Below are 17,667 nucleotides of genomic sequence, written 5' to 3'. Positions count from 1 at the left end.
TTTTGGAACAGAATTTATTATTAGATTTTTCACATATATATCCTGCTAATATTGGAAATGATGTTAATCATCTTATACGAATAGATTTAAGTGATATTGAAGGGACTGATATGTATTGTAGTCATGAAGCTATGTTAGAAATTCAAAGACGTTTAAATAATTATGGACCTGAAGGTATTCATTTTTTGGATAATGGAAATTACCATTATATGACAAAGGTATTTGTTGATAAAATCAAAAAGCCATTTTCCCTTGTTTTGTTTGATCATCATACCGATATGCTTCAACCTATGATTCATGATTTAACAAGCTGTGGAAGTTGGGCAGGAGAATTATTGCATGAAAATGCCTATTTAAAACAGCTTATTCTTATTGGCCCTAGTCAACAAAATATAGAAAATAATGATGTAGCATCCAAAGTGATTTACATTAGTGTCAATGAACAGGAAGAAGATGTCGCTCACTTACAAATCAAAAAAGTAGATTTGACATTACCTGCTTATATTTCTATTGATAAAGATGTTCTTGATCGTTACTGGGCAAGAACGAATTGGGATCAAGGAAATATGTCTATTAAGACATTGGAAAAAATACTTCAAGATATTTTTAAACACCAAAATGTGATTGGGGTAGATATTTGTGGAGAATGTGATTTACATGAATCTTATTGGCAATTAAAAGAAGATGAAAAGATTAATCATATGACGAATGATATCTTATATCATTTTCTATCTCAATATATGTTATAAAAGGAATGATTAAGCATGTATAATCATCAATGAGATACTTTTATTAAAGTTGCTGATGCAGGAAGTTTCTCTAAAGTATTTGAACAATTGTATATTTCCACGAATGCCGTTATAAAGCAAATCAATTCATTAGAGGAACGTATTGGAATCTTGTTATTTCATCGTACATATAAAGGATTAACATTAACACCAACAGGTCAATCTTTATATTAAGATGCAAAATATATTATTTAGTATTCAAAAGTTTCTATCATAGGAGCATTGTAAAAAGCTTAAAAACATATTATGATATTCATTCAAAATACTAAGGAACTTTATAATTCAATCATTTTGTTCTACAAGACTATGATGGCTTTTGAAAACAAAGAAATAAAAAGATTTATAGATGAAATTGAAAAGTGATAATTTTAAGAGGAATAAGATATTTGGATTTGGTGATTCAATGGATAGATGATTTTTACATGAAAAATATCTACATATGAAATCTATGAGTTTACTAAAATGTAATTTTGATTAAAATATTCATTGTTTTTTATGTTTTTTGAAATTGATATGTTATAATTTTACAAAACATAATGAAATGGTGGTGAAACAATAAAAAATCATATTCTTTGATATTGATGGAACATTAATAGATATGACAAAAAAGAAAATATCTAAAAAGATATTAGAAACAATGAAAAGGTTAAAAAATAATGGAATCAAGCTTTGTGTTGCGACAGGACGCTAACCAATGCAAGTGCCTCAATTTCAAGACATAGAATTTGATGCTTATTTGACATATAATAGATCTTATTATTTTTCAAAAGAGAAAACAATATTTTCAAATCCACTAAAGAAATATGATGTTGATATCATTTTAAAAAATGCGAAGAAGATGAATAGACCTGTTTCATTTGCTACACAAAATAGATTGGCTGCCAATGGAACAGATCAGGATTTAAGTGAATATTATGGCTTTAGTGATATAGATGTTGTTATAAATGATGATGTTGTAAAAAATGATGACATTTTTTCAGATGATGATGGGGATTATTGAGAAGATTATGGTTATAAAATGAATTGCTGTCCAAGATCGTAATCAACATAATCAACCTGTCTATGCCTATAGCATTTGTAAAATCTTTGTTTTGTGTCATTTGTTAAGTGGTCAGTTTATAGATAATATTGAAACAACGGAAATACAATATTTTGATAGAGATGATTTACCATCATCTTTAAGCTCATGAAAAAACAACAAAAGAACAGATTGAAATGTGTTTTCAAGCATTTCATGATTCCAATTGGCAGACACAATTTGATTAATAAAGAAAGGACATAAAAATGGGTATTATAGAAGTTAAACAACGAGATGAAAGATTAACACAAGATTTATTGAAGGTATGGGAAAGTTCTGTAAGAGCAACACATTTATTTTTATCCAATGATGAGATTAATCAAATTAAACAATATGTCCCAGAAGCATTAAAAAATATTTCTATATTACTTGTATCTCAAAAAGAAGATAAAACACCAACAGGTTTTATGGGGATTGCTGATCATATGCTGGAAATGTTATTTATTGGTGATGAGTATAGAGGACAAGGAATGGGTAAAGAGTTACTACAATATGGGATTGATCATTATGCAGTTAATAAACTTGCAGTAAATGAGCAAAATCCACTAGCCAAAGGTTTTTATGAACATATGGGATTTGAAGTTTATAAACGTACAGAGTTAGATGAACAGGGAGAACCTTATCCTTTATTATATATGCAAAGAATTGAAAAAGAGATTTCTAAAACATAGTTTGTATGTTATAAAAGAAATCTCTTTTTCTAATCAATAAGTTATTCATTCATTTGAACATCTTGATATAAATTATTATGATATATTTCAGCATTGTCATCTAAAAAGGCATGACTAGCATAAATATCATCTTGTAATTGCCACATCAACCATGCTGTCACATATCCATCTGTTGAATATAACATTCCTCCATGATCAGTATCTTTTCTTCGCATCATCACTTTTGATGAAGGAACTTTATTATACATTTCTATCATGGCTTCTAAAGGAATGACAGCTTTGGTTTCAAAATCACCTTTTGTTCCTGCAATCATGAATAGGGGAATAGAAATTTGGGTGAGATCATAGGACCATCCAAAATCATGAGCCATTTTTTCATGGGTAGGTGATAAAGTAACGGCTGTTTTATAAATATTTTGATGTTTTGTATGAGATACAGCAGTTAATACACCTGCACCACCTTGAGAATGACCTGTTATGCCAATGTGTTTGAAATCAATATGATGGTAGAGAATATGATTTTGATCATCATTGATTTTTATTAAGTAGTCAATTGTTTCATCAGCTGATAAACCAAATCCGGTGCTTGGATCATCATTGCCAATGACAATAAATCCCCATGAGGCCAAATGCTGAAATAAAGCAGGATATTTTTTAGGTAAAATACCTGTCCCATTTAATATAACCACAACAGGATATTGTTTTTGTGTCTTTTCTAACTCTTGAGGATAATAGATATGAAAATATTTTGTAAGTTCAGTTCCTTTTTCTTTTTGATATGTGACATGATTGGGACCGAATTGAAGATATTTAGCTTCTATTAAGCCACCTGTTTTAATAATCCTTGTATAATGAGTTGGAACAGATGGAATTGTGGATATGAATAAAAGTAAGCCACCAACAAGCAATATCAAAATCAAAAGAATTATAGCTATTATTTTTATTATATTTTTCATCATTTATTTGTTGACTCCTTTACAGGCATATATTTTTCTAAATAGGCTTCTACTGTTTGCATATATTGATGATAGATTTTATTGTCATTTTGCAAGCCATGTCCAGAGTGTTCAGCTACAAAATATTGATAATCAACATGATGCTTTTGATAGGCTTTTAATAAACGTTGGGAACCTTTAAAGGGTTGAACTTTATCATATTTTCCATAAGCAACAATACTTGGCACAGTCTCATCGTTAATCCACATGAGAGCTGATATATGTTTGACTTTTTCAAGGTAGGTCTGATCTTGAATCATTTCAGATGTAATCTGTGTTCCAGACATAACACTGAATAACTCTGCTGCTCCTTGTCTGGCTTTATCTGTATTTTGATTAAAGCCATAATTATCCCAATCTTCAACATAAAAGCTAGATGGACCTACAGCACCAAAGAGTAACTGAACGGGTATAGGGGATGTTTTGGCATCACGATAGGCATAAATCATCGCAAGAGTATGTCCTGCTGATCCTCCGGCAATGGCCATTTTGTCAATAGAATAACCATATTGTTTGGCTTGTTCAATAATGTGAGGAATAGCGTCTTTGATTTCTAGAGATTGTGTATAGACATTGGCATCAGGATTGTCTTCATTAAAAAGTGTATAATTAATCCCAACAGCAACATATCCTTTGGAACAAAGCCATGATAATATATCTTTATCTCCTGATTTGTCTCCAGAGGTAAACCCTCCAGCATGGAGATAAACAACCAATCCATAATGTTTTTTTGTCTGATCATGAGGTAAATACATATCAAATCGGTTTGATTCTTTTTCGCCATAAGATAAATCAGTATACAATGTTCCAACTTCTGGTGTCATTTTCACTTCATAATTTTTGGCCCATGAAGGTTTTAACACAACTTTTGAACCTATTCCTAGTAAAAAACAAACGACAAATGTCATTATGCATATAAATATAAACATTTTGCGGCCTCCCTTTTTTAAACTCATAAAAAGTTTCCTCCAAATAATGTACCACCTAAAAGTAAGTTTAAAATAGTTCTCAATGCTAATCTTCCTAATACAAAAGCCATAATAGCAATAATCAAAAGAATCATTATACGTGTTTTTGTTAAAGTCATATGTTCTCCTTTCGTTTCTATCTTGACAAGATCGTTTGTATTTTGTTAAAATTCTGATGAAACATATGTATCATCGGATGAAACAAGTGTATCATGGTTGGTTGGCTTATTCAAGTTATTTAAAAAAATGATACGAAAAGGAGGATTGTGTTACATCATGGATAATGATGAAAGAAATCAATATGTCAAAGTGGCAATGACAAAAGCATTATTAGAACTTTTAAATACAAAAAATTTAAAGGATATAAAGATTAGTGAAATTACTGAAAAAGCTCAAGTTGGGAGAGTTTCTTTTTATCGTAACTATAAAGATAAAGAAGATATTTTAAAACAATATCTTGACAAAATTATCAAAGAATGGAAACTTCAAGATCAGATGCCCTTTGAATTGATTATGAAAACTTTATTTGAACATTTGGTAGCTTATAAAGATTTTTATATTTTACTTTATCAAAAAGATTTATTTTATTTATTTAGAAATACTTTAAAAAAATTAATGATTCAAGATAATCAATTATCTAATCCAGAAGCCTATGCAGTCGCTTATATGACTTATGGCATTTATGGCTGGATTAAAGAGTGGATTGCACGAGGCATGCAAGAAAGTCCGGATGATATTTATGCTTTTATGGAAGCACAAAAAACAGATAAATCTCATATATAAAAGGAAAGTTCTTATGTTATTTTCAACATTTGAACTTTCCTTTTATTCTTGCAAAGTTTCTTTATAATATGTTCCCCATTGTCCCATAATATCAATAATAGGACGAAGCGATTCACCTATTTCACTTAAACTATATTCAACTCTTGGTGGTACTTCAGGATAAGCCGTTCTAATGACGATACCATCTTCTACCATGGATTTAAGCGTAGCAGTTAAAACTTTTTGAGAAATTCCATCTAATGATCTCCTTAGTTCATTATAACGTTTTTTTTCAGTCATCAAATCTCTTAAAATGAGTAGTTTCCACTTACTTCCTATAAGTTGAACAGTTGTCGCAACAGGACATTCAGGTAAATTTTCTTTTTTGATCATTTCAAACACTCCTTATAGTCAATTTTTATGATATATGCCAAAAGTTATGTATATAAGAATTATATGATATAAGCATATCATGATGCAAATCATAAAATCAATTTTTTTTATAATTCCTACTTTTTGGTAACTATAGCACAAAAAAGTGCCTACTTACAAATTTATCAAATTTGGAGTATATTATGATAGAGGAGAGAAGAACAATGGAAAAACAAATGGATTTAAATAAAAAGTCTTTTATACCTGTTCATACAAATATTGAAAATGTAGAACTTGATGGTGAAAAAGTATTAAGAGTTATCAAAGTTGAAAAAATCATGGAATTTGATGAAAATACTTATGCAAAATTAAAAGATTTTTCATTTCACAATGGAACAATCGAAGTGAAAATGTTAAGTCGTCTATTACCTGATGCACCAGATTTCGCAAGAGGATTTATAGGTATTGCTTATCGTATTACAGATGATGACAAGCAATTTGAGTCATTTTATGTACGACCAACAAATGGTAAACAATGTCAAGATCCTATGAGAAAAACGCATGGATGTCAGTATTTTTCATATCCAAAATATACTTTTGAATATTTTAGAAATCATCAGATTACACAATATGAAGCACCTGCTGATATTGATTTGAATGAATGGATTCAATTAAAAGCAGTTATTGAAGATGAACATGCTTCATTTTATATCAATGATAAGCTGATTCTTGTTGTAGAAGATATGAAACATGGGAAAGATTTGAAAGGTTCAGTTGGATTTTTTGTAGATATTGGAACAGAAGCCTTCTTTAAAGATTTAAAAATTGATATCAAATAGTTATTTGAAAAGCTAACCCTGGGGTTAGCTTTTAAAGTTCATGAAATATAGGTTGCATCTTATCAAAAGTACAATAATGTTGAAATCCTAATTTTTTAAGTTCTTCTTTGGCTTCTTCAATATAAGCACCGAGATGATCGGGTTGATGTGAATCACTACCGATTGTAATGATTTGACCACCCAATTCCTTATAAAGTTTTAAAATATCTCGAGAAGGTGTCATATCTTTTAAGCCATAACGATGATATGAAGTATTGATTTCAATGCCTTTACCATCTTTGATAACAATCTCTAAAATGTCTTTGACAATATCTTGAATATAAGCAAAATCAATAACACCATTTAAATCATAACGTGTAATCAAATCCATGTGTCCTAAAACACTATAATCTTTATATGTTTTTACAACCTCAAGCATTTCCTGATAATAGCGCATATTATATTCAAGCTGTGTTTTGCCTTTTTGAAAATCCTGTGTCCAAAATTCTTGATCTTCTACCTGATGAATAGAAAGAATAATAAAATCAAAAGGATATTCATGAAATAATTTTTGATATTTTTCAATTGTATGTGTCTGAATACCAAATTCCAGTCCCATTTTCAATGTGATTTGATTTTTATATTTTTCTTTTAATTCAGCAATTTCTTTAGCGTATTCATGATAATTGACATTCGCAAAACACATACCATCTCTGGTTTGAAAAGCTCTGGGATCATCCCAATCATATTTAATTCCATAATCAACATGATCAGTAAAACATATTTCAGATAACCCTTTCTTTATCCCATCTTTAACAACATCTTCCATAAGATATGTACTATCATCACTATAATCAGTATGTACATGGTAATCACAAAGCATAATATTCCCCCCCCCTTTACATATAGTTTAACAAAAAAATATAAAGTTAAAAATGATTTTCTTTATATATTTGTAAATTTCATTTACAAATGGTGAAACAAACAAAGACATTTTTTTAAATGAACTTTGAAACTCTTCAACAGATATTTTTTCTTTTTATGATTTTTGTTAGAGTATGGTTGCAGGAGGGAAATCTATGGAAAGTATCAAAAGTATAAGACATGTCCGTTTATGGCAAATCTATCAAAATAGTTATTTAAGTTATTTTTTGATGTATAACTTTTATTATTTATCTTGGGCATTATTTAGTGCCTTAATTTCTGTTTATTTAATGAATATGGGATTTAGAGCGAGTGATGTTTCACTTGTTGTATCTGCTTCATTTTTAACTTCATTAATAACACAGCCTATAATTGGAAAATGGAATGATCAATATGATATGAAGGTTGTCAATACCATATTATTTGTGATTGCTATTATTGGAGCTATTCTTTTTCAAGTTATCGCTGGATATTTGATAGATTTTTATTCTTGTGATATATTTTATTTGATTTTAGTTTTATTATCTATCGCTGGAATGGTGATTTGTCTTTTCTATCGTATTCCAAGTGGTCGAGATCAGCGTTTATTTGATTAGGAGGATGTTTATGAAATTTCAAGATAAAGTTGTTGTTGTGACAGGTGGTGCAAAAGGCATTGGAAAATGTATTGGTGAAATGTTTCAAAAAGAAGGCGCTCATGTCTGTGTAATTGATGTTGAGGAAAATGATTACTTTCAAGGTGATCTAGCAAACCAGCATACTTTAGAACAGTTTCATCAAAAAGTTATTCAGGATTATGGACATATTGATTATATGATTCATAATGCGAAACCTCTTTTTAAAGGGGTTGATGAGTGTAGTTATGATGAATTTCAATATGCTATGTCAGTAGGTGTGACAGCTCCATTTTATTTAACACAGTTATTTAAAGATGATTTTAAAGAAGGAGGATGTATAGTAAATATTTCTTCTTCACGTGATCGTATGAGTCAGCCTCAAAGTGAAAGCTATAGTGCAGCTAAAGGAGGTATACGTGCTTTAACACATAGTTTGGCTATTTCTTTAGCAGGAAAAGTGAGAGTCAATTCTATTTCACCAGGTTGGATTCAAACTGAATCAGATCCAACGATTTATCAAGGAAGTGATATGACACAACATCCTGTCAAGCGTATTGGTAAAGTAGAAGATATAGGACATATGGTTTTGTTTTTATGTAGTGATGAAGCAAGTTTTATAACAGGTGAAAATATTTGTATTGATGGTGGTATGACAAAACTAATGATTTATCATGGTGAACATGGTTGGCAATATCATAAATAAAAAACAGGCTAGAAATCAGCCTGTTTTTAAAATTCATCTACTTTGATAATATCAATTGTAGAAAAACGTCCTTTTTCAATCATCTGTGAAACACGTTTTTTTCTTTGAATATTTTGATCATAATGAAGTGTAAAAATATAATAGGAAGAGCATTGTTCCAAATATTAATGATGACAAGAATAAAGCGGTTATGTAGATTAATATTTATGGCAGTATAAACTCACTTATCTTAAAAAGAAAAATAGTGATTTTTTAAATATACGACATATTATGTGCAAATTCCTGTATAACCAAAGCGTTGTTACTAATCATAAATCATAAATAGAAGATGTTTTGAGGATTGTTTGAGTAAATTATCAGCTTTACAAGGAATAACATATTCTCTATAGTGTCAAGGGTATTAAGATATATTGATTCGTTGTATAATGACGTGACAACCTTATCAAGCATGTCATATTATCCAATACATATTCAAATTACAGATTTATTTATAGCTTGTTACAGTGCAAAAGATGTATGGAAAAAAGTAAATTCATGTATTGGATGTGGACAATATGAAAGTGTTTGTCCACAACTATAGAATTTATTCTCTTATTAAAAAATAATTTTGATTGACTATCAGGCTCAGGGTGAAAAATACGATTCAGATAATTCCAAAATTTTGGATAATTTTTCTGAATCTATAGGAAATGATTTTGTAATGTATTTTGGAATCTTTTCCATTATATGTGTACCTGTATATCTATGATTGAAGCGCCACTCCTGTTCATGCAGAAAAAGTGGCAACGAACTTTTTGTAACACTCTGATATATCCCAGCAATATTATTCTTGATATTTCCCGCAATGATATTTAGCCATTTGAGTCTGTGTTCTGCTTCGCTGTATGCTATTTTCTCGGATCTTAATGTCAATTCCTTTGATGAATCAGAAATATTGTTTTTTTCATCTATATTCAATACCCTTTTAGATTATACTTTTGCTCTCATATGAAAGAACTTATGAATAAAGTTTTTATTGTCTACCGGAATGACTGAAAGCTTGATATATTTGGGATATTCATTTTCCTTGTCTGTTGATACTATCATGGATACTGACTGCTGTTCAGTAGCCATCCCTAGACTTTTCATTTGTTTTGGCACCAATATAAATGGTATTTGCTTCATAGTACATGCTATCCAGTATCTTTTCACTGTTTGATAATGTCATGAGAATACGACATTTTCTGCATAGCTTGAGTGCTGTCTTGTAGATGATATCCAATTGTGAAGTCATTTTTATTGCTGAATAGCCTTTGTTTGCAGAAAAGAATAAATATAAACCCAAGATGAGATTGAAAAGTGGCAGCTTGTTATCTTGAAAGATAGTCCCGGCAAAAAGATAATGCTGATGAACACACTTGACACATTCAAAAACATTTCTGTTTTCTAATATTGAAGTAATTGCTAACATAGCTTTAGGATTATGACTATATTTATTGATGATTTACATCATAGAATTTTTTGTTTACGTTTATTTACAGACATTATGATTACCTCATAAGCTATTATATTAAAGACGAGAAAACAAAGATGCAATGCAACCAAGATTTAACTACGTTTTTTTGTGCTAAAATCATTTTTAAAATTTTTAAATGATTTTATTAACTCTGCAACAAGTAGTCAAAAAGTAATAAAAAATAAGAATAAAACTTGATTTAAAGTTGACTTGAAGGTTTATAATATTCTTAGAAAGGGGGCTTACTTATGGCAAGTCAAAAACCAGTTCCAGGAACAAATGGAAATCATTATGTGGCTTATGGTGAACGTACAGGAAAGGAATCTATTGTTTATTTTACAAGAGATCTTTCAGCAGAAGGATTATCTAAAATTTATCAACGTATTCAAGGACATTTTAAAGAAAAGGTAGCTATTAAATTGCATACTGGAGAACAACATGGTCCTAATATTATTCCTCGACCATGGGTAGAAAAACTTGTGAAAGAACAATTACCAGAGGCAACGATTGTCGAAACAAATACTTATTATGAGGGAGATCGTTATACAACGGATCAGCATCTTAAAACTTTGGAAGTCAATGGTTGGACGTTTTGTCCAGTAGATATTATGGATGCCAATGGCACAATTGATTTACCAGTCAAAGATGGCAAATGGTTTGATCATATGACAATGGGAAAAACACTTGTTGATTATGATTCAATGCTTGTTTTGACACATTTCAAAGGTCATTCTAAGGGAGGATTCGGTGGTTCCAATAAAAATATAGGTATTGGTTGTGCTGATGGACGCATTGGGAAAAAGATGATTCATACAACACCAGGTTCTGATGATATGTGGGATATTTCTAATGAGGAATTTATGGAACGTATGACAGAGTCTGCTAAAGCAGTTGTGGATTATTTTGGGGAACATATTGTTTATATCAATGTGATGCGTAATATGTCTGTTTCTTGTGATTGTGAAGGAACAGCAGCTGCACCAGTTGTGACACCCAATATCGGTATTTTAGCTTCACTTGATATTTTAGCGATTGATCAGGCATCTGTTGATTTGGTTTATGCTTTAAAAGAAGATCAACATCATGATTTGGTAGAAAGAATAGAATCACGACATGGTTTACGTCAGTTATCTTATATGAAAGAATTGCATATGGGAAATGATTTGTATCAGCTTATAGATATTGATCATGATGATCAATGCATTTCTTTAGAAGAAGCTGTTAAAGATGTTGTTCCATTTACAAAATAAAGGTTCAAGGACATTCCTTGAGCCTTTTTACAAAAGTTGAAAATGTTTAAGACCATCTAAAATTCCATCTTCATTTACACTTTGACAAATATATCTGCCATGTTTTTTGACTTCTTCACTTCCATTGCCCATCACAATTGGATAACCAACAATATCTAGCATTTCTATATCGTTATGACCATCACCAAAAGCCATCATTTCTTCCTTTTGGAAACCTAAATAATGTTGTAAGGCTTGAATTGCTGCTGCTTTGCCTCCTTTTTGAGGAACAATGTCATAAGCATAATCATGCCATCTTGTGACTTTGATATGTTTTGTATTTTGTATGATCTCTTGGATTTCTTTTTCATCGACATATGGGTCAATTTGATAAATATTGTTGATATTGATATCTTGGCAAATAGGGGGAATCATTGTAGAAATGGATGCTTGAGCATCTTTGACTCTTTGATTGACATGATTGATATACATGCGATTATTTTCAATAAATAAACAAGGATAATGTTTTTCTTTAACAACTTTCACGATTTCCTGCACATCCTGTGCGTCTATTTTTTGGTCGTAGATAACTTGATCATGAACAAGGCAATATCCACCATTTAATAATAAATAACCATCAAATTCAAATTGTTGATTGATTTTTAATTCTTCCAGTTCGAGCATATGTCTACCAGAGGCAATAAAGAGCTGAATCCCTTGATTCCTTAATTGTTGTAATCCCTGAATCACGTTTTCTTGAACCAAAGGTTTTTGTTTGGAAATCAAAGTTCCATCTATATCAAAAAAGATTGCTTTTATCATTATATCTTCACTCCTTTTATAAAAAGCCTATAGATTAACGATAAGCATCTATAGGCAATATATTTACTCTAATGTGACATGTTTTTTTGTCTTTTCTTCTGGATGAATATTATTTCTTCTTTTCCCAATCATATCTAAGACTTTTAATCTAAAGACTGTTGTTGCTTTCATCATATTTGTATTGAATTGAAAATCTTCGTGATGATAATGTTTCATTAAAATCTTTAAAGCTTCATATTTATCATCTTCATCTACAAACTCAATTTCTCCATGTCCAATGACACTGGCATAACCCATTGTACAAGACATTCTTTCATCATAAAGAATGATATTGTGTTCACAATCCATTTCAAAAGTTGCCTTATTATTTTGTCTGATTAAATCTAGCTTTGTCCCTTGATTGGCACTATGAAAATAAAGATATAACTGTCCATCTTCAATATTCACACCAAAATTCAATGGAACAATATAAGGATATTCCTGATCAAAGAAAGCCAAACGACATGTATCACATTTATTCATAATATCCATAATATCATGAAAATCTGTAATTTCTCTATCTTTTCTTCTCATTGCATTAACCTCACTTTTCTTTTATCTCTAGTATACAGGATATAATTATATGATTCAATCGGGATATTATAATTCTTCACCATGAGAAGCAATCACTTTCTTATACCAGTCATAAGAATCTTTTTTGCTTCTTTCTAACGTTCCATGTCCTTCATTATCTCTATCGACATAGATAAATCCATAACGCTTCTTCATTTCTCCTGTTGTAAATGATACACAGTCAATACATCCCCATGGTGTATATCCCATTAAATCAACACCATCTTCTTCAACTGCTTTCTTCATCTCCTGAATATGGGCTCTTAAATAATCAATGCGATATGGATCATGACAGCTTCCATCCGCTTCTTTAACGTCGATTGCGCCAAATCCATTTTCTACAATAAATAATGGTTTTTCATATCTTTCATAGAAAATATTCAAAGCATATCTTAACCCTTCTGGATCAATTGCCCATCCCCAGTCAGATACTTTGATATATGGGTTTTCTACACTGTATTCACTTGAACCATCAGTTGCAGTAGAAACATCTTTATGTGCTGTAGAATCAACAGTATTTGTCATATAATAACTAAATCCAATATAATCCACTGTTCCTTCTGACAAGATTTTTTTATCTTCTTCTGTTATATCAATATCAAATCCTTTTCTTTCAAACATCTTCAATGCATATGCTGGATAATGTCCTCTCACTTGTACATCACAGAAGAACCAGCGATCATGCATCATTTGTGTTGATAATACCATATCAGCAGGACGACAAGAATATGGATAAATAGGAACCATTGCTATCATATTTCCAATATGAAAATCAGGATTAATGGCTTTACCAGCTTTGACAGCTAATGCACTGGCTACAAGAGTATGATGTCCACAGATATACATTGCTTCTTCTGGATTGTCATAATCCCCAAAATGAACTCCACTGTTTGTCCATCCAAAGATATCATTCTTGTAATTCATCTGATTATTGATTTCATTGAAAGTCATCCAGTATTTCACTTTGTCTTTATATCTTTCAAAGCAGACTTTTGCAAACTTCACAAAGAAATCAATAGTCTTTCTGTTCATGAATCCACCATATTCTTTAGCTAAATGATAGGGCATTTCAAAATGAGATAATGTAATAACTGGTTCAATACCATATTTTAATAATTCATCAAACACATCATCATAGAACTGTAATCCTTCTTCATTGGGTTCATCTTCATCACCTAATGGGAAGATTCGTGTCCAGGCAATAGATGTTCTAAAACATTTAAATCCCATTTCTTTAAACAATGCAATGTCTTCTTTATAACGATGATAAAAATCAATGGCTTCATGATTTGGATAAAATTCATTTTCATCAATGACAGGTGTAATCTTTCTTGGACTGGCATGGCTACCTACAGTCATAATATCTGATACATTGATACCTTTGCCACCATCACGCCATCCACCTTCAACTTGATGGGCGGCAACTGCACCGCCCCATAAAAAATCCTTTTTTAAAGTCATTTTGTTTCCTCCTATTTATATATGATTTTATAAGTTAAGATGATAGAAGCAAATACAAAGGTAATCGTATTAGCTCCAATTAAGTTATAATCCTGAATATTCCATCCATGAATAATCCATAGAAAAACACCAAACACAAACATCGTATACATGCCTAAAGAAATACTTGATGTATCTTTTGTTTTGATAACTTGATAAGCCTGTGGTAAAAATGATAATGTTGTAAGTATGGCAGCAATGGTTCCAATCATCAATTATCCCCCCTTTCTTGATAAGTCATCTTAAACTTTTAACATGATTATCATAGCGTATTTTTTGAGTATGACAAGGCTTTGAAAGTGTTATGCAATGTTGTTACAAAAATAATGTAAAAAAGCATATTTGTCAGTTGCATTGCAACAAAAAAGCAGTCAACGACTGCCATCTTTACGCTCATATAATGTTCCATAGAGTTGATCAAGTTCTTTTGCTTGTTGGAGGTTTTCTGAAATCATAATACTATAAATTAAATCAAAAATATATTTTAAAGAAATATAGAAAACCATATCTTTAAGATTTTCAAATTCATCATGAATGACACCGTATAATATTAGAGCTTGTTTTTTTGCTAGAGCATTCTCTTTGTGACTTGTAATAATAATCAAGGGGATTTTTCTTTTGATAAGAATATCAGAAATCTTTAAAAGATGTTGATCTTTTCCATTTTTACTAACCATAATAACAGTATGATTTATATCGACATTTAAACCTAACCATAATTGTTTATCTCTATTTTGATAAACAGTTGTGATTTTACCTATACTTAATAATAAATGACTTATATATTCACTAATACAGGCATTGGTATCATTGGCAATAATATCAATATAAGAATTTTGTAAAAGCAATGACATGACTTTTTGAAGATTTTCTATTGATATGAAATCTTTTGTCTGATTAATGATTCCTGTTTCAATTTGGGCTAATTTATCTTTAATGGATTGAAAATTTTCGTGGGAAAGAATTTCCATCTCTTTTAAATAATACTGGCTTAAAAATGATTCCAGATGAATTTTAAAATCATTATAGTTATCGAAACCAAGTTTTTTAATACATCTGATGACAGCTGTAGCACTTGTAAATGTTTTTTTAGCGAGTTGATGAGTAGATAAATGAATAACTTCATCACTATGATCAATGATGTATTGAATCAAGTAGAGATCATTATCATTGAGTTTATAATCGTGTGCTATACGCTCTATTATTGTCTTCATGAAAGTCACCTCTCATTTATTATACTTAATTATTATACTTAATTTTCTTCAATGCGTCACGATAAATTCTCAAAGGAATTTTTTCAAAAATGGGAAATGAATATATTTTTGAATGAAGATGTGTTATGATAAAGATAACTTTCGATAAGTCTTGACGAAAGTGTGAGAAAAGAGGGATAATTTGTCAAAGGCCAATGATTTGAAATTCATGAATACACAAAAAATCAGAAAATGTTTTTATCAAGGGAAAGTCTGGACCAAAACAGAACTTGCTAGTGTTACACAATTATCATTAGCTTCTATTACAAATATTTTACAGGAATTGCTGAAAAGTCAAGAAATCTTATTTATTGGCGAAAATGATTCAACAGGAGGAAGAAAATCAAAACAGTATGTTTTGAATAAGGATTATTGTCATCTTTTAAAGGTAATTTTAAAAAAACAAAAAGATCATGATGAAGTGATTTGTATAGATGTAGATTTGTTTAATCATATTATTTTAAAAAAACATGTATCTTTTTTATGTCTTAGACAAGATGAATTGAAAAATATTTTGATAGAGATAATCCAAAATGATCATTTCATAACAATGATGAGCTTGAGTGTACCTGGTGTTTGTCATGATGGAATAGTAGATGTTTGTGATTTTAAGGCATTTGAGAATATGGATTTGAAAGCATATATCCAGACTTTTTACTCACATCAGATTATCATTGAAAATGATGTGAATATTGCCAGTATTGGTTTTTCGGCTTTATATCCAAACTATCAACATATGGTTCTGGTTTATCAGCCATTAGTGGAATATATTGGATGTGGTATGATTATCAATGGAACATTGTATGATGGATTTACACATTTTGCTGGAGAATTACGCTACTTACCATTTTATACCTTACAACAACAAGATCAGTTATTAAAAACCAATCCTATGGAATTATTGGAAAAACAGTTGACAACCCTTTGTTGTGTTATGAATCCAGAGATCATTGGCATCTTTAGTGATGTGATTGATGATGTCAGTGATATACATCTTTCAGGTATTCCAGCTACACATCAGCCACAAATTGTTGATGTGGAAGATTTGTATCCATTGATTGAATCAGGACTTTATCGAATGAGTATGCAAAAAATAATGGAGGAAAAAGAAGATGAATAAGAGTCATATTGATTTACATATGCATAGTATGTATAGTGACGATGGGGAATATTCACCTGAACAACTTGTTAGAATGTGTCATGAATCAGGTGTTCGTATTATGGCTATTGCTGATCATAACTGGATCAAAGCGAATAAGGAAGCTAAAGAACAGGCACAGGCATTAGGCATAACATATATTCCAGCCATTGAAATTGACTGTACTTATCAAGGAGTTAATTTACATGTACTTGGTTATGGTATTGATGATGATCCATCATTAAATCAATTAGGGGAAAGTATTGAAAAGCAGGAATTAGCCTGTAGTATGAAAAAATTGGAACTGACTAATGCTTTAGGTTTTGATTTGAAAAAGGAACAGCTTGATGCTTTGTCTGATAACGGTGTTTATACAGGGGAAATGTTTGGTGAAGCATTATTGAAAGATCCAAGATATCAAGATCATGAATTGTTGAAATGTTATCGTGAAGGAGGTTCACGTAGTGATAATCCTTATGTGAACTTTTATTGGGATTATTATGCACAGGGAAAGCCATGCTATACAGAAATTTATTTTCCTACATTAGAAGATACAATTCAATTGATTCATCATCATGGTGGTATAGCTGTACTAGCACATCCGGGTAATAATTTGAAAGGGAAATATGAATTATTTGATGAAATGGTAGCTTTAGGTTTAGAGGGGGTAGAATGTTTTTCAAGTTATCATACACCAGAAACAAATGACTATTTTTATCAAAAAGCGAAAGCATTAAATATTTTATATACTTGTGGCAGTGATTTTCATGGCAAGACAAAACCTGCTATTCATTTAGGAGAAAATGGTTGTCCTCAACCTTATGAGATTGAACAACTTTTAAGAACATATCAATTGATAAAATAATGCCTGTTATGGGTATTATTTTTATTTTGATTGGCTTTTTATTTAAACGCTTACATA

24 protein-coding genes are annotated in these 17,667 nt (G+C 30.5%); 12 read left to right on the top strand and 12 right to left on the bottom strand.

The features are described 5' to 3' along the window. Positions 1–2: 2 nt before the first annotated feature. From KEC48_RS05475 to KEC48_RS05455, 4 genes are all read left to right on the top strand, one after another. Positions 3–749 carry an arginase family protein gene (locus tag KEC48_RS05475; RefSeq protein ID WP_211964809.1) on the top strand — a complete coding sequence of 249 codons (747 nt, stop codon included), beginning with the start codon at positions 3–5 and terminating at the stop codon, positions 747–749. 42 nt (positions 750–791) lie between these two features. Further along, positions 792–962 carry a LysR family transcriptional regulator gene (locus KEC48_RS16165; protein WP_275086201.1) on the top strand — a complete coding sequence of 57 codons (171 nt, stop codon included), beginning with the start codon at positions 792–794 and terminating at the stop codon, positions 960–962. A 520-nt stretch (positions 963–1,482) separates the two neighbouring features. Then, a complete protein-coding gene (locus KEC48_RS05460; RefSeq protein ID WP_211964808.1) occupies positions 1,483–1,788 on the top strand; it encodes a hypothetical protein in 306 nt (101 codons plus the stop codon). Between the two features lie 284 nt (positions 1,789–2,072). Continuing rightward, positions 2,073–2,537 (top strand): GNAT family N-acetyltransferase, encoded by a 465-nt coding sequence (locus KEC48_RS05455; RefSeq protein WP_087357345.1) that lies wholly within the window; start codon positions 2,073–2,075, stop codon positions 2,535–2,537. A gap of 41 nt (positions 2,538–2,578) precedes the next feature. On the opposite strand, the gene KEC48_RS05450 is transcribed toward KEC48_RS05455, so the two are convergent. The 3 genes from KEC48_RS05450 to KEC48_RS16320 are packed head-to-tail and all read right to left on the bottom strand — an operon-like array spanning position 2,579 to position 4,619. Continuing rightward, entirely contained in the window at positions 2,579–3,493 is a 915-nt protein-coding gene (locus KEC48_RS05450) for an alpha/beta hydrolase (protein WP_162607628.1), read from the bottom strand. Further along, positions 3,493–4,461, bottom strand: a complete 969-nt coding sequence (locus tag KEC48_RS05445; protein WP_087357426.1) for an alpha/beta hydrolase — start codon at positions 4,459–4,461, stop codon at positions 3,493–3,495. The genes KEC48_RS05450 and KEC48_RS05445 overlap by 1 nt, the downstream gene beginning before the upstream one ends. A 23-nt stretch (positions 4,462–4,484) precedes the next feature. After that, entirely contained in the window at positions 4,485–4,619 is a 135-nt protein-coding gene (locus KEC48_RS16320) for a hypothetical protein (protein ID WP_255374748.1), read from the bottom strand. Positions 4,620–4,776: 157 nt separating this feature from the next. Between KEC48_RS16320 and KEC48_RS05440 the strand changes: the two genes are divergently transcribed. Then, complete coding sequence (locus KEC48_RS05440) at positions 4,777–5,283, top strand: TetR/AcrR family transcriptional regulator (protein ID WP_158093978.1); 507 nt, start codon at positions 4,777–4,779, stop codon at positions 5,281–5,283. A gap of 42 nt (positions 5,284–5,325) precedes the next feature. Here the strand turns inward: KEC48_RS05440 and KEC48_RS05435 are convergent, their stop codons facing one another. After that, on the bottom strand, positions 5,326–5,655 hold the full coding sequence (locus KEC48_RS05435; protein WP_087357343.1) for a helix-turn-helix domain-containing protein: 330 nt from the start codon (positions 5,653–5,655) through the stop codon (positions 5,326–5,328). 203 nt (positions 5,656–5,858) lie between these two features. Here KEC48_RS05435 and KEC48_RS05430 point away from each other — a divergent pair, with 203 nt between their 5' ends. Next, entirely contained in the window at positions 5,859–6,473 is a 615-nt protein-coding gene (locus tag KEC48_RS05430; protein ID WP_204209640.1) for a family 16 glycoside hydrolase, read from the top strand. A gap of 31 nt (positions 6,474–6,504) precedes the next feature. Here the strand turns inward: KEC48_RS05430 and KEC48_RS05425 are convergent, their stop codons facing one another. Next, positions 6,505–7,335, bottom strand: coding sequence for a histidinol-phosphatase HisJ family protein (locus KEC48_RS05425; protein WP_087357424.1), 831 nt, complete (start codon positions 7,333–7,335; stop codon positions 6,505–6,507). Between the two features lie 196 nt (positions 7,336–7,531). Between KEC48_RS05425 and KEC48_RS05420 the strand changes: the two genes are divergently transcribed. Beyond that, positions 7,532–7,972, top strand: a complete 441-nt coding sequence (locus KEC48_RS05420; protein ID WP_087359287.1) for a hypothetical protein — start codon at positions 7,532–7,534, stop codon at positions 7,970–7,972. A 10-nt stretch (positions 7,973–7,982) separates the two neighbouring features. Beyond that, complete coding sequence (locus KEC48_RS05415; RefSeq protein WP_087359289.1) at positions 7,983–8,696, top strand: SDR family oxidoreductase; 714 nt, start codon at positions 7,983–7,985, stop codon at positions 8,694–8,696. Positions 8,697–8,722: 26 nt separating this feature from the next. On the opposite strand, the gene KEC48_RS16315 is transcribed toward KEC48_RS05415, so the two are convergent. Then, positions 8,723–8,857, bottom strand: a complete 135-nt coding sequence (locus KEC48_RS16315; protein ID WP_283092217.1) for a hypothetical protein — start codon at positions 8,855–8,857, stop codon at positions 8,723–8,725. A gap of 287 nt (positions 8,858–9,144) precedes the next feature. On the opposite strand from KEC48_RS16315, the gene KEC48_RS16310 reads away from it, so the two are divergent. Further along, the gene (locus KEC48_RS16310; protein ID WP_283092216.1) at positions 9,145–9,276 is read left to right on the top strand and encodes a hypothetical protein; all 132 of its coding nucleotides are present in this window, start codon (positions 9,145–9,147) and stop codon (positions 9,274–9,276) included. Between the two features lie 522 nt (positions 9,277–9,798). On the opposite strand, the gene KEC48_RS05410 is transcribed toward KEC48_RS16310, so the two are convergent. Further along, positions 9,799–10,146: a transposase gene (locus tag KEC48_RS05410; protein WP_087359291.1), complete on the bottom strand. Its 348-nt coding sequence runs from the start codon at positions 10,144–10,146 to the stop codon at positions 9,799–9,801. A gap of 293 nt (positions 10,147–10,439) precedes the next feature. On the opposite strand from KEC48_RS05410, the gene KEC48_RS05405 reads away from it, so the two are divergent. Beyond that, a complete protein-coding gene (locus KEC48_RS05405; RefSeq protein ID WP_211964806.1) occupies positions 10,440–11,441 on the top strand; it encodes a DUF362 domain-containing protein in 1,002 nt (333 codons plus the stop codon). Positions 11,442–11,468: 27 nt separating this feature from the next. On the opposite strand, the gene KEC48_RS05400 is transcribed toward KEC48_RS05405, so the two are convergent. The 5 genes from KEC48_RS05400 to KEC48_RS05380 all read right to left on the bottom strand — a co-directional run bounded on the left by KEC48_RS05400 (position 11,469) and on the right by KEC48_RS05380 (position 15,568). Beyond that, a complete protein-coding gene (locus KEC48_RS05400) occupies positions 11,469–12,242 on the bottom strand; it encodes a Cof-type HAD-IIB family hydrolase (RefSeq protein WP_211964805.1) in 774 nt (257 codons plus the stop codon). Positions 12,243–12,305: 63 nt separating this feature from the next. Beyond that, complete coding sequence (locus KEC48_RS05395; protein WP_211964804.1) at positions 12,306–12,815, bottom strand: pyridoxamine 5'-phosphate oxidase family protein; 510 nt, start codon at positions 12,813–12,815, stop codon at positions 12,306–12,308. Between the two features lie 66 nt (positions 12,816–12,881). Beyond that, entirely contained in the window at positions 12,882–14,315 is a 1,434-nt protein-coding gene (locus KEC48_RS05390; RefSeq protein WP_211964803.1) for a 6-phospho-beta-glucosidase, read from the bottom strand. 11 nt (positions 14,316–14,326) lie between these two features. Further along, positions 14,327–14,566 carry a SemiSWEET transporter gene (locus KEC48_RS05385; RefSeq protein ID WP_087358867.1) on the bottom strand — a complete coding sequence of 80 codons (240 nt, stop codon included), beginning with the start codon at positions 14,564–14,566 and terminating at the stop codon, positions 14,327–14,329. Between the two features lie 159 nt (positions 14,567–14,725). Further along, positions 14,726–15,568 carry a MurR/RpiR family transcriptional regulator gene (locus KEC48_RS05380; protein ID WP_211964802.1) on the bottom strand — a complete coding sequence of 281 codons (843 nt, stop codon included), beginning with the start codon at positions 15,566–15,568 and terminating at the stop codon, positions 14,726–14,728. Between the two features lie 181 nt (positions 15,569–15,749). Between KEC48_RS05380 and KEC48_RS05375 the strand changes: the two genes are divergently transcribed. Continuing rightward, on the top strand, positions 15,750–16,727 hold the full coding sequence (locus KEC48_RS05375; protein ID WP_211964801.1) for an ROK family protein: 978 nt from the start codon (positions 15,750–15,752) through the stop codon (positions 16,725–16,727). Further along, positions 16,720–17,610: a PHP domain-containing protein gene (locus KEC48_RS05370; protein ID WP_205090012.1), complete on the top strand. Its 891-nt coding sequence runs from the start codon at positions 16,720–16,722 to the stop codon at positions 17,608–17,610. Before KEC48_RS05375 ends, KEC48_RS05370 begins: the two co-directional genes overlap by 8 nt. Positions 17,611–17,667 lie beyond the last annotated feature (57 nt).

Origin of the sequence: Clostridium sp. C1 (genome assembly GCF_018223625.1) — a bacterium.
Taxonomy (GTDB): domain Bacteria; phylum Bacillota_I; class Bacilli_A; order Erysipelotrichales; family Coprobacillaceae; genus Allocoprobacillus.
The sequence above is the reverse complement of the archived record's forward strand: the minus strand, read 5'-3'. Positions and strand labels throughout refer to the sequence as shown.

Bases quoted from the DNA above. Each gene is read 5' to 3' on its own strand.
- KEC48_RS05460 (WP_211964808.1), top strand. From the start codon at position 1,483: ATGCAAGTGCCTCAATTTCAAGACATAGAATTTGATGCTTATTTGACA.
- KEC48_RS05455 (WP_087357345.1), top strand. From the start codon at position 2,073: ATGGGTATTATAGAAGTTAAACAACGAGATGAAAGATTAACACAAGAT.
- KEC48_RS05450 (WP_162607628.1), bottom strand. From the start codon at position 3,493: ATGAAAAATATAATAAAAATAATAGCTATAATTCTTTTGATTTTGATA.
- KEC48_RS05445 (WP_087357426.1), bottom strand. From the start codon at position 4,461: ATGTTTATATTTATATGCATAATGACATTTGTCGTTTGTTTTTTACTA.
- KEC48_RS16320 (WP_255374748.1), bottom strand. From the start codon at position 4,619: ATGACTTTAACAAAAACACGTATAATGATTCTTTTGATTATTGCTATT.
- KEC48_RS05440 (WP_158093978.1), top strand. From the start codon at position 4,777: ATGGATAATGATGAAAGAAATCAATATGTCAAAGTGGCAATGACAAAA.
- KEC48_RS05435 (WP_087357343.1), bottom strand. From the start codon at position 5,655: ATGATCAAAAAAGAAAATTTACCTGAATGTCCTGTTGCGACAACTGTT.
- KEC48_RS05430 (WP_204209640.1), top strand. From the start codon at position 5,859: ATGGAAAAACAAATGGATTTAAATAAAAAGTCTTTTATACCTGTTCAT.
- KEC48_RS05425 (WP_087357424.1), bottom strand. From the start codon at position 7,335: ATGCTTTGTGATTACCATGTACATACTGATTATAGTGATGATAGTACA.
- KEC48_RS05420 (WP_087359287.1), top strand. From the start codon at position 7,532: ATGGAAAGTATCAAAAGTATAAGACATGTCCGTTTATGGCAAATCTAT.
- KEC48_RS05415 (WP_087359289.1), top strand. From the start codon at position 7,983: ATGAAATTTCAAGATAAAGTTGTTGTTGTGACAGGTGGTGCAAAAGGC.
- KEC48_RS16310 (WP_283092216.1), top strand. From the start codon at position 9,145: ATGTCATATTATCCAATACATATTCAAATTACAGATTTATTTATAGCT.
- KEC48_RS05410 (WP_087359291.1), bottom strand. From the start codon at position 10,146: ATGTTAGCAATTACTTCAATATTAGAAAACAGAAATGTTTTTGAATGT.
- KEC48_RS05405 (WP_211964806.1), top strand. From the start codon at position 10,440: ATGGCAAGTCAAAAACCAGTTCCAGGAACAAATGGAAATCATTATGTG.
- KEC48_RS05400 (WP_211964805.1), bottom strand. From the start codon at position 12,242: ATGATAAAAGCAATCTTTTTTGATATAGATGGAACTTTGATTTCCAAA.
- KEC48_RS05395 (WP_211964804.1), bottom strand. From the start codon at position 12,815: ATGAGAAGAAAAGATAGAGAAATTACAGATTTTCATGATATTATGGAT.
- KEC48_RS05390 (WP_211964803.1), bottom strand. From the start codon at position 14,315: ATGACTTTAAAAAAGGATTTTTTATGGGGCGGTGCAGTTGCCGCCCAT.
- KEC48_RS05385 (WP_087358867.1), bottom strand. From the start codon at position 14,566: ATGATTGGAACCATTGCTGCCATACTTACAACATTATCATTTTTACCA.
- KEC48_RS05380 (WP_211964802.1), bottom strand. From the start codon at position 15,568: ATGAAGACAATAATAGAGCGTATAGCACACGATTATAAACTCAATGAT.
- KEC48_RS05370 (WP_205090012.1), top strand. From the start codon at position 16,720: ATGAATAAGAGTCATATTGATTTACATATGCATAGTATGTATAGTGAC.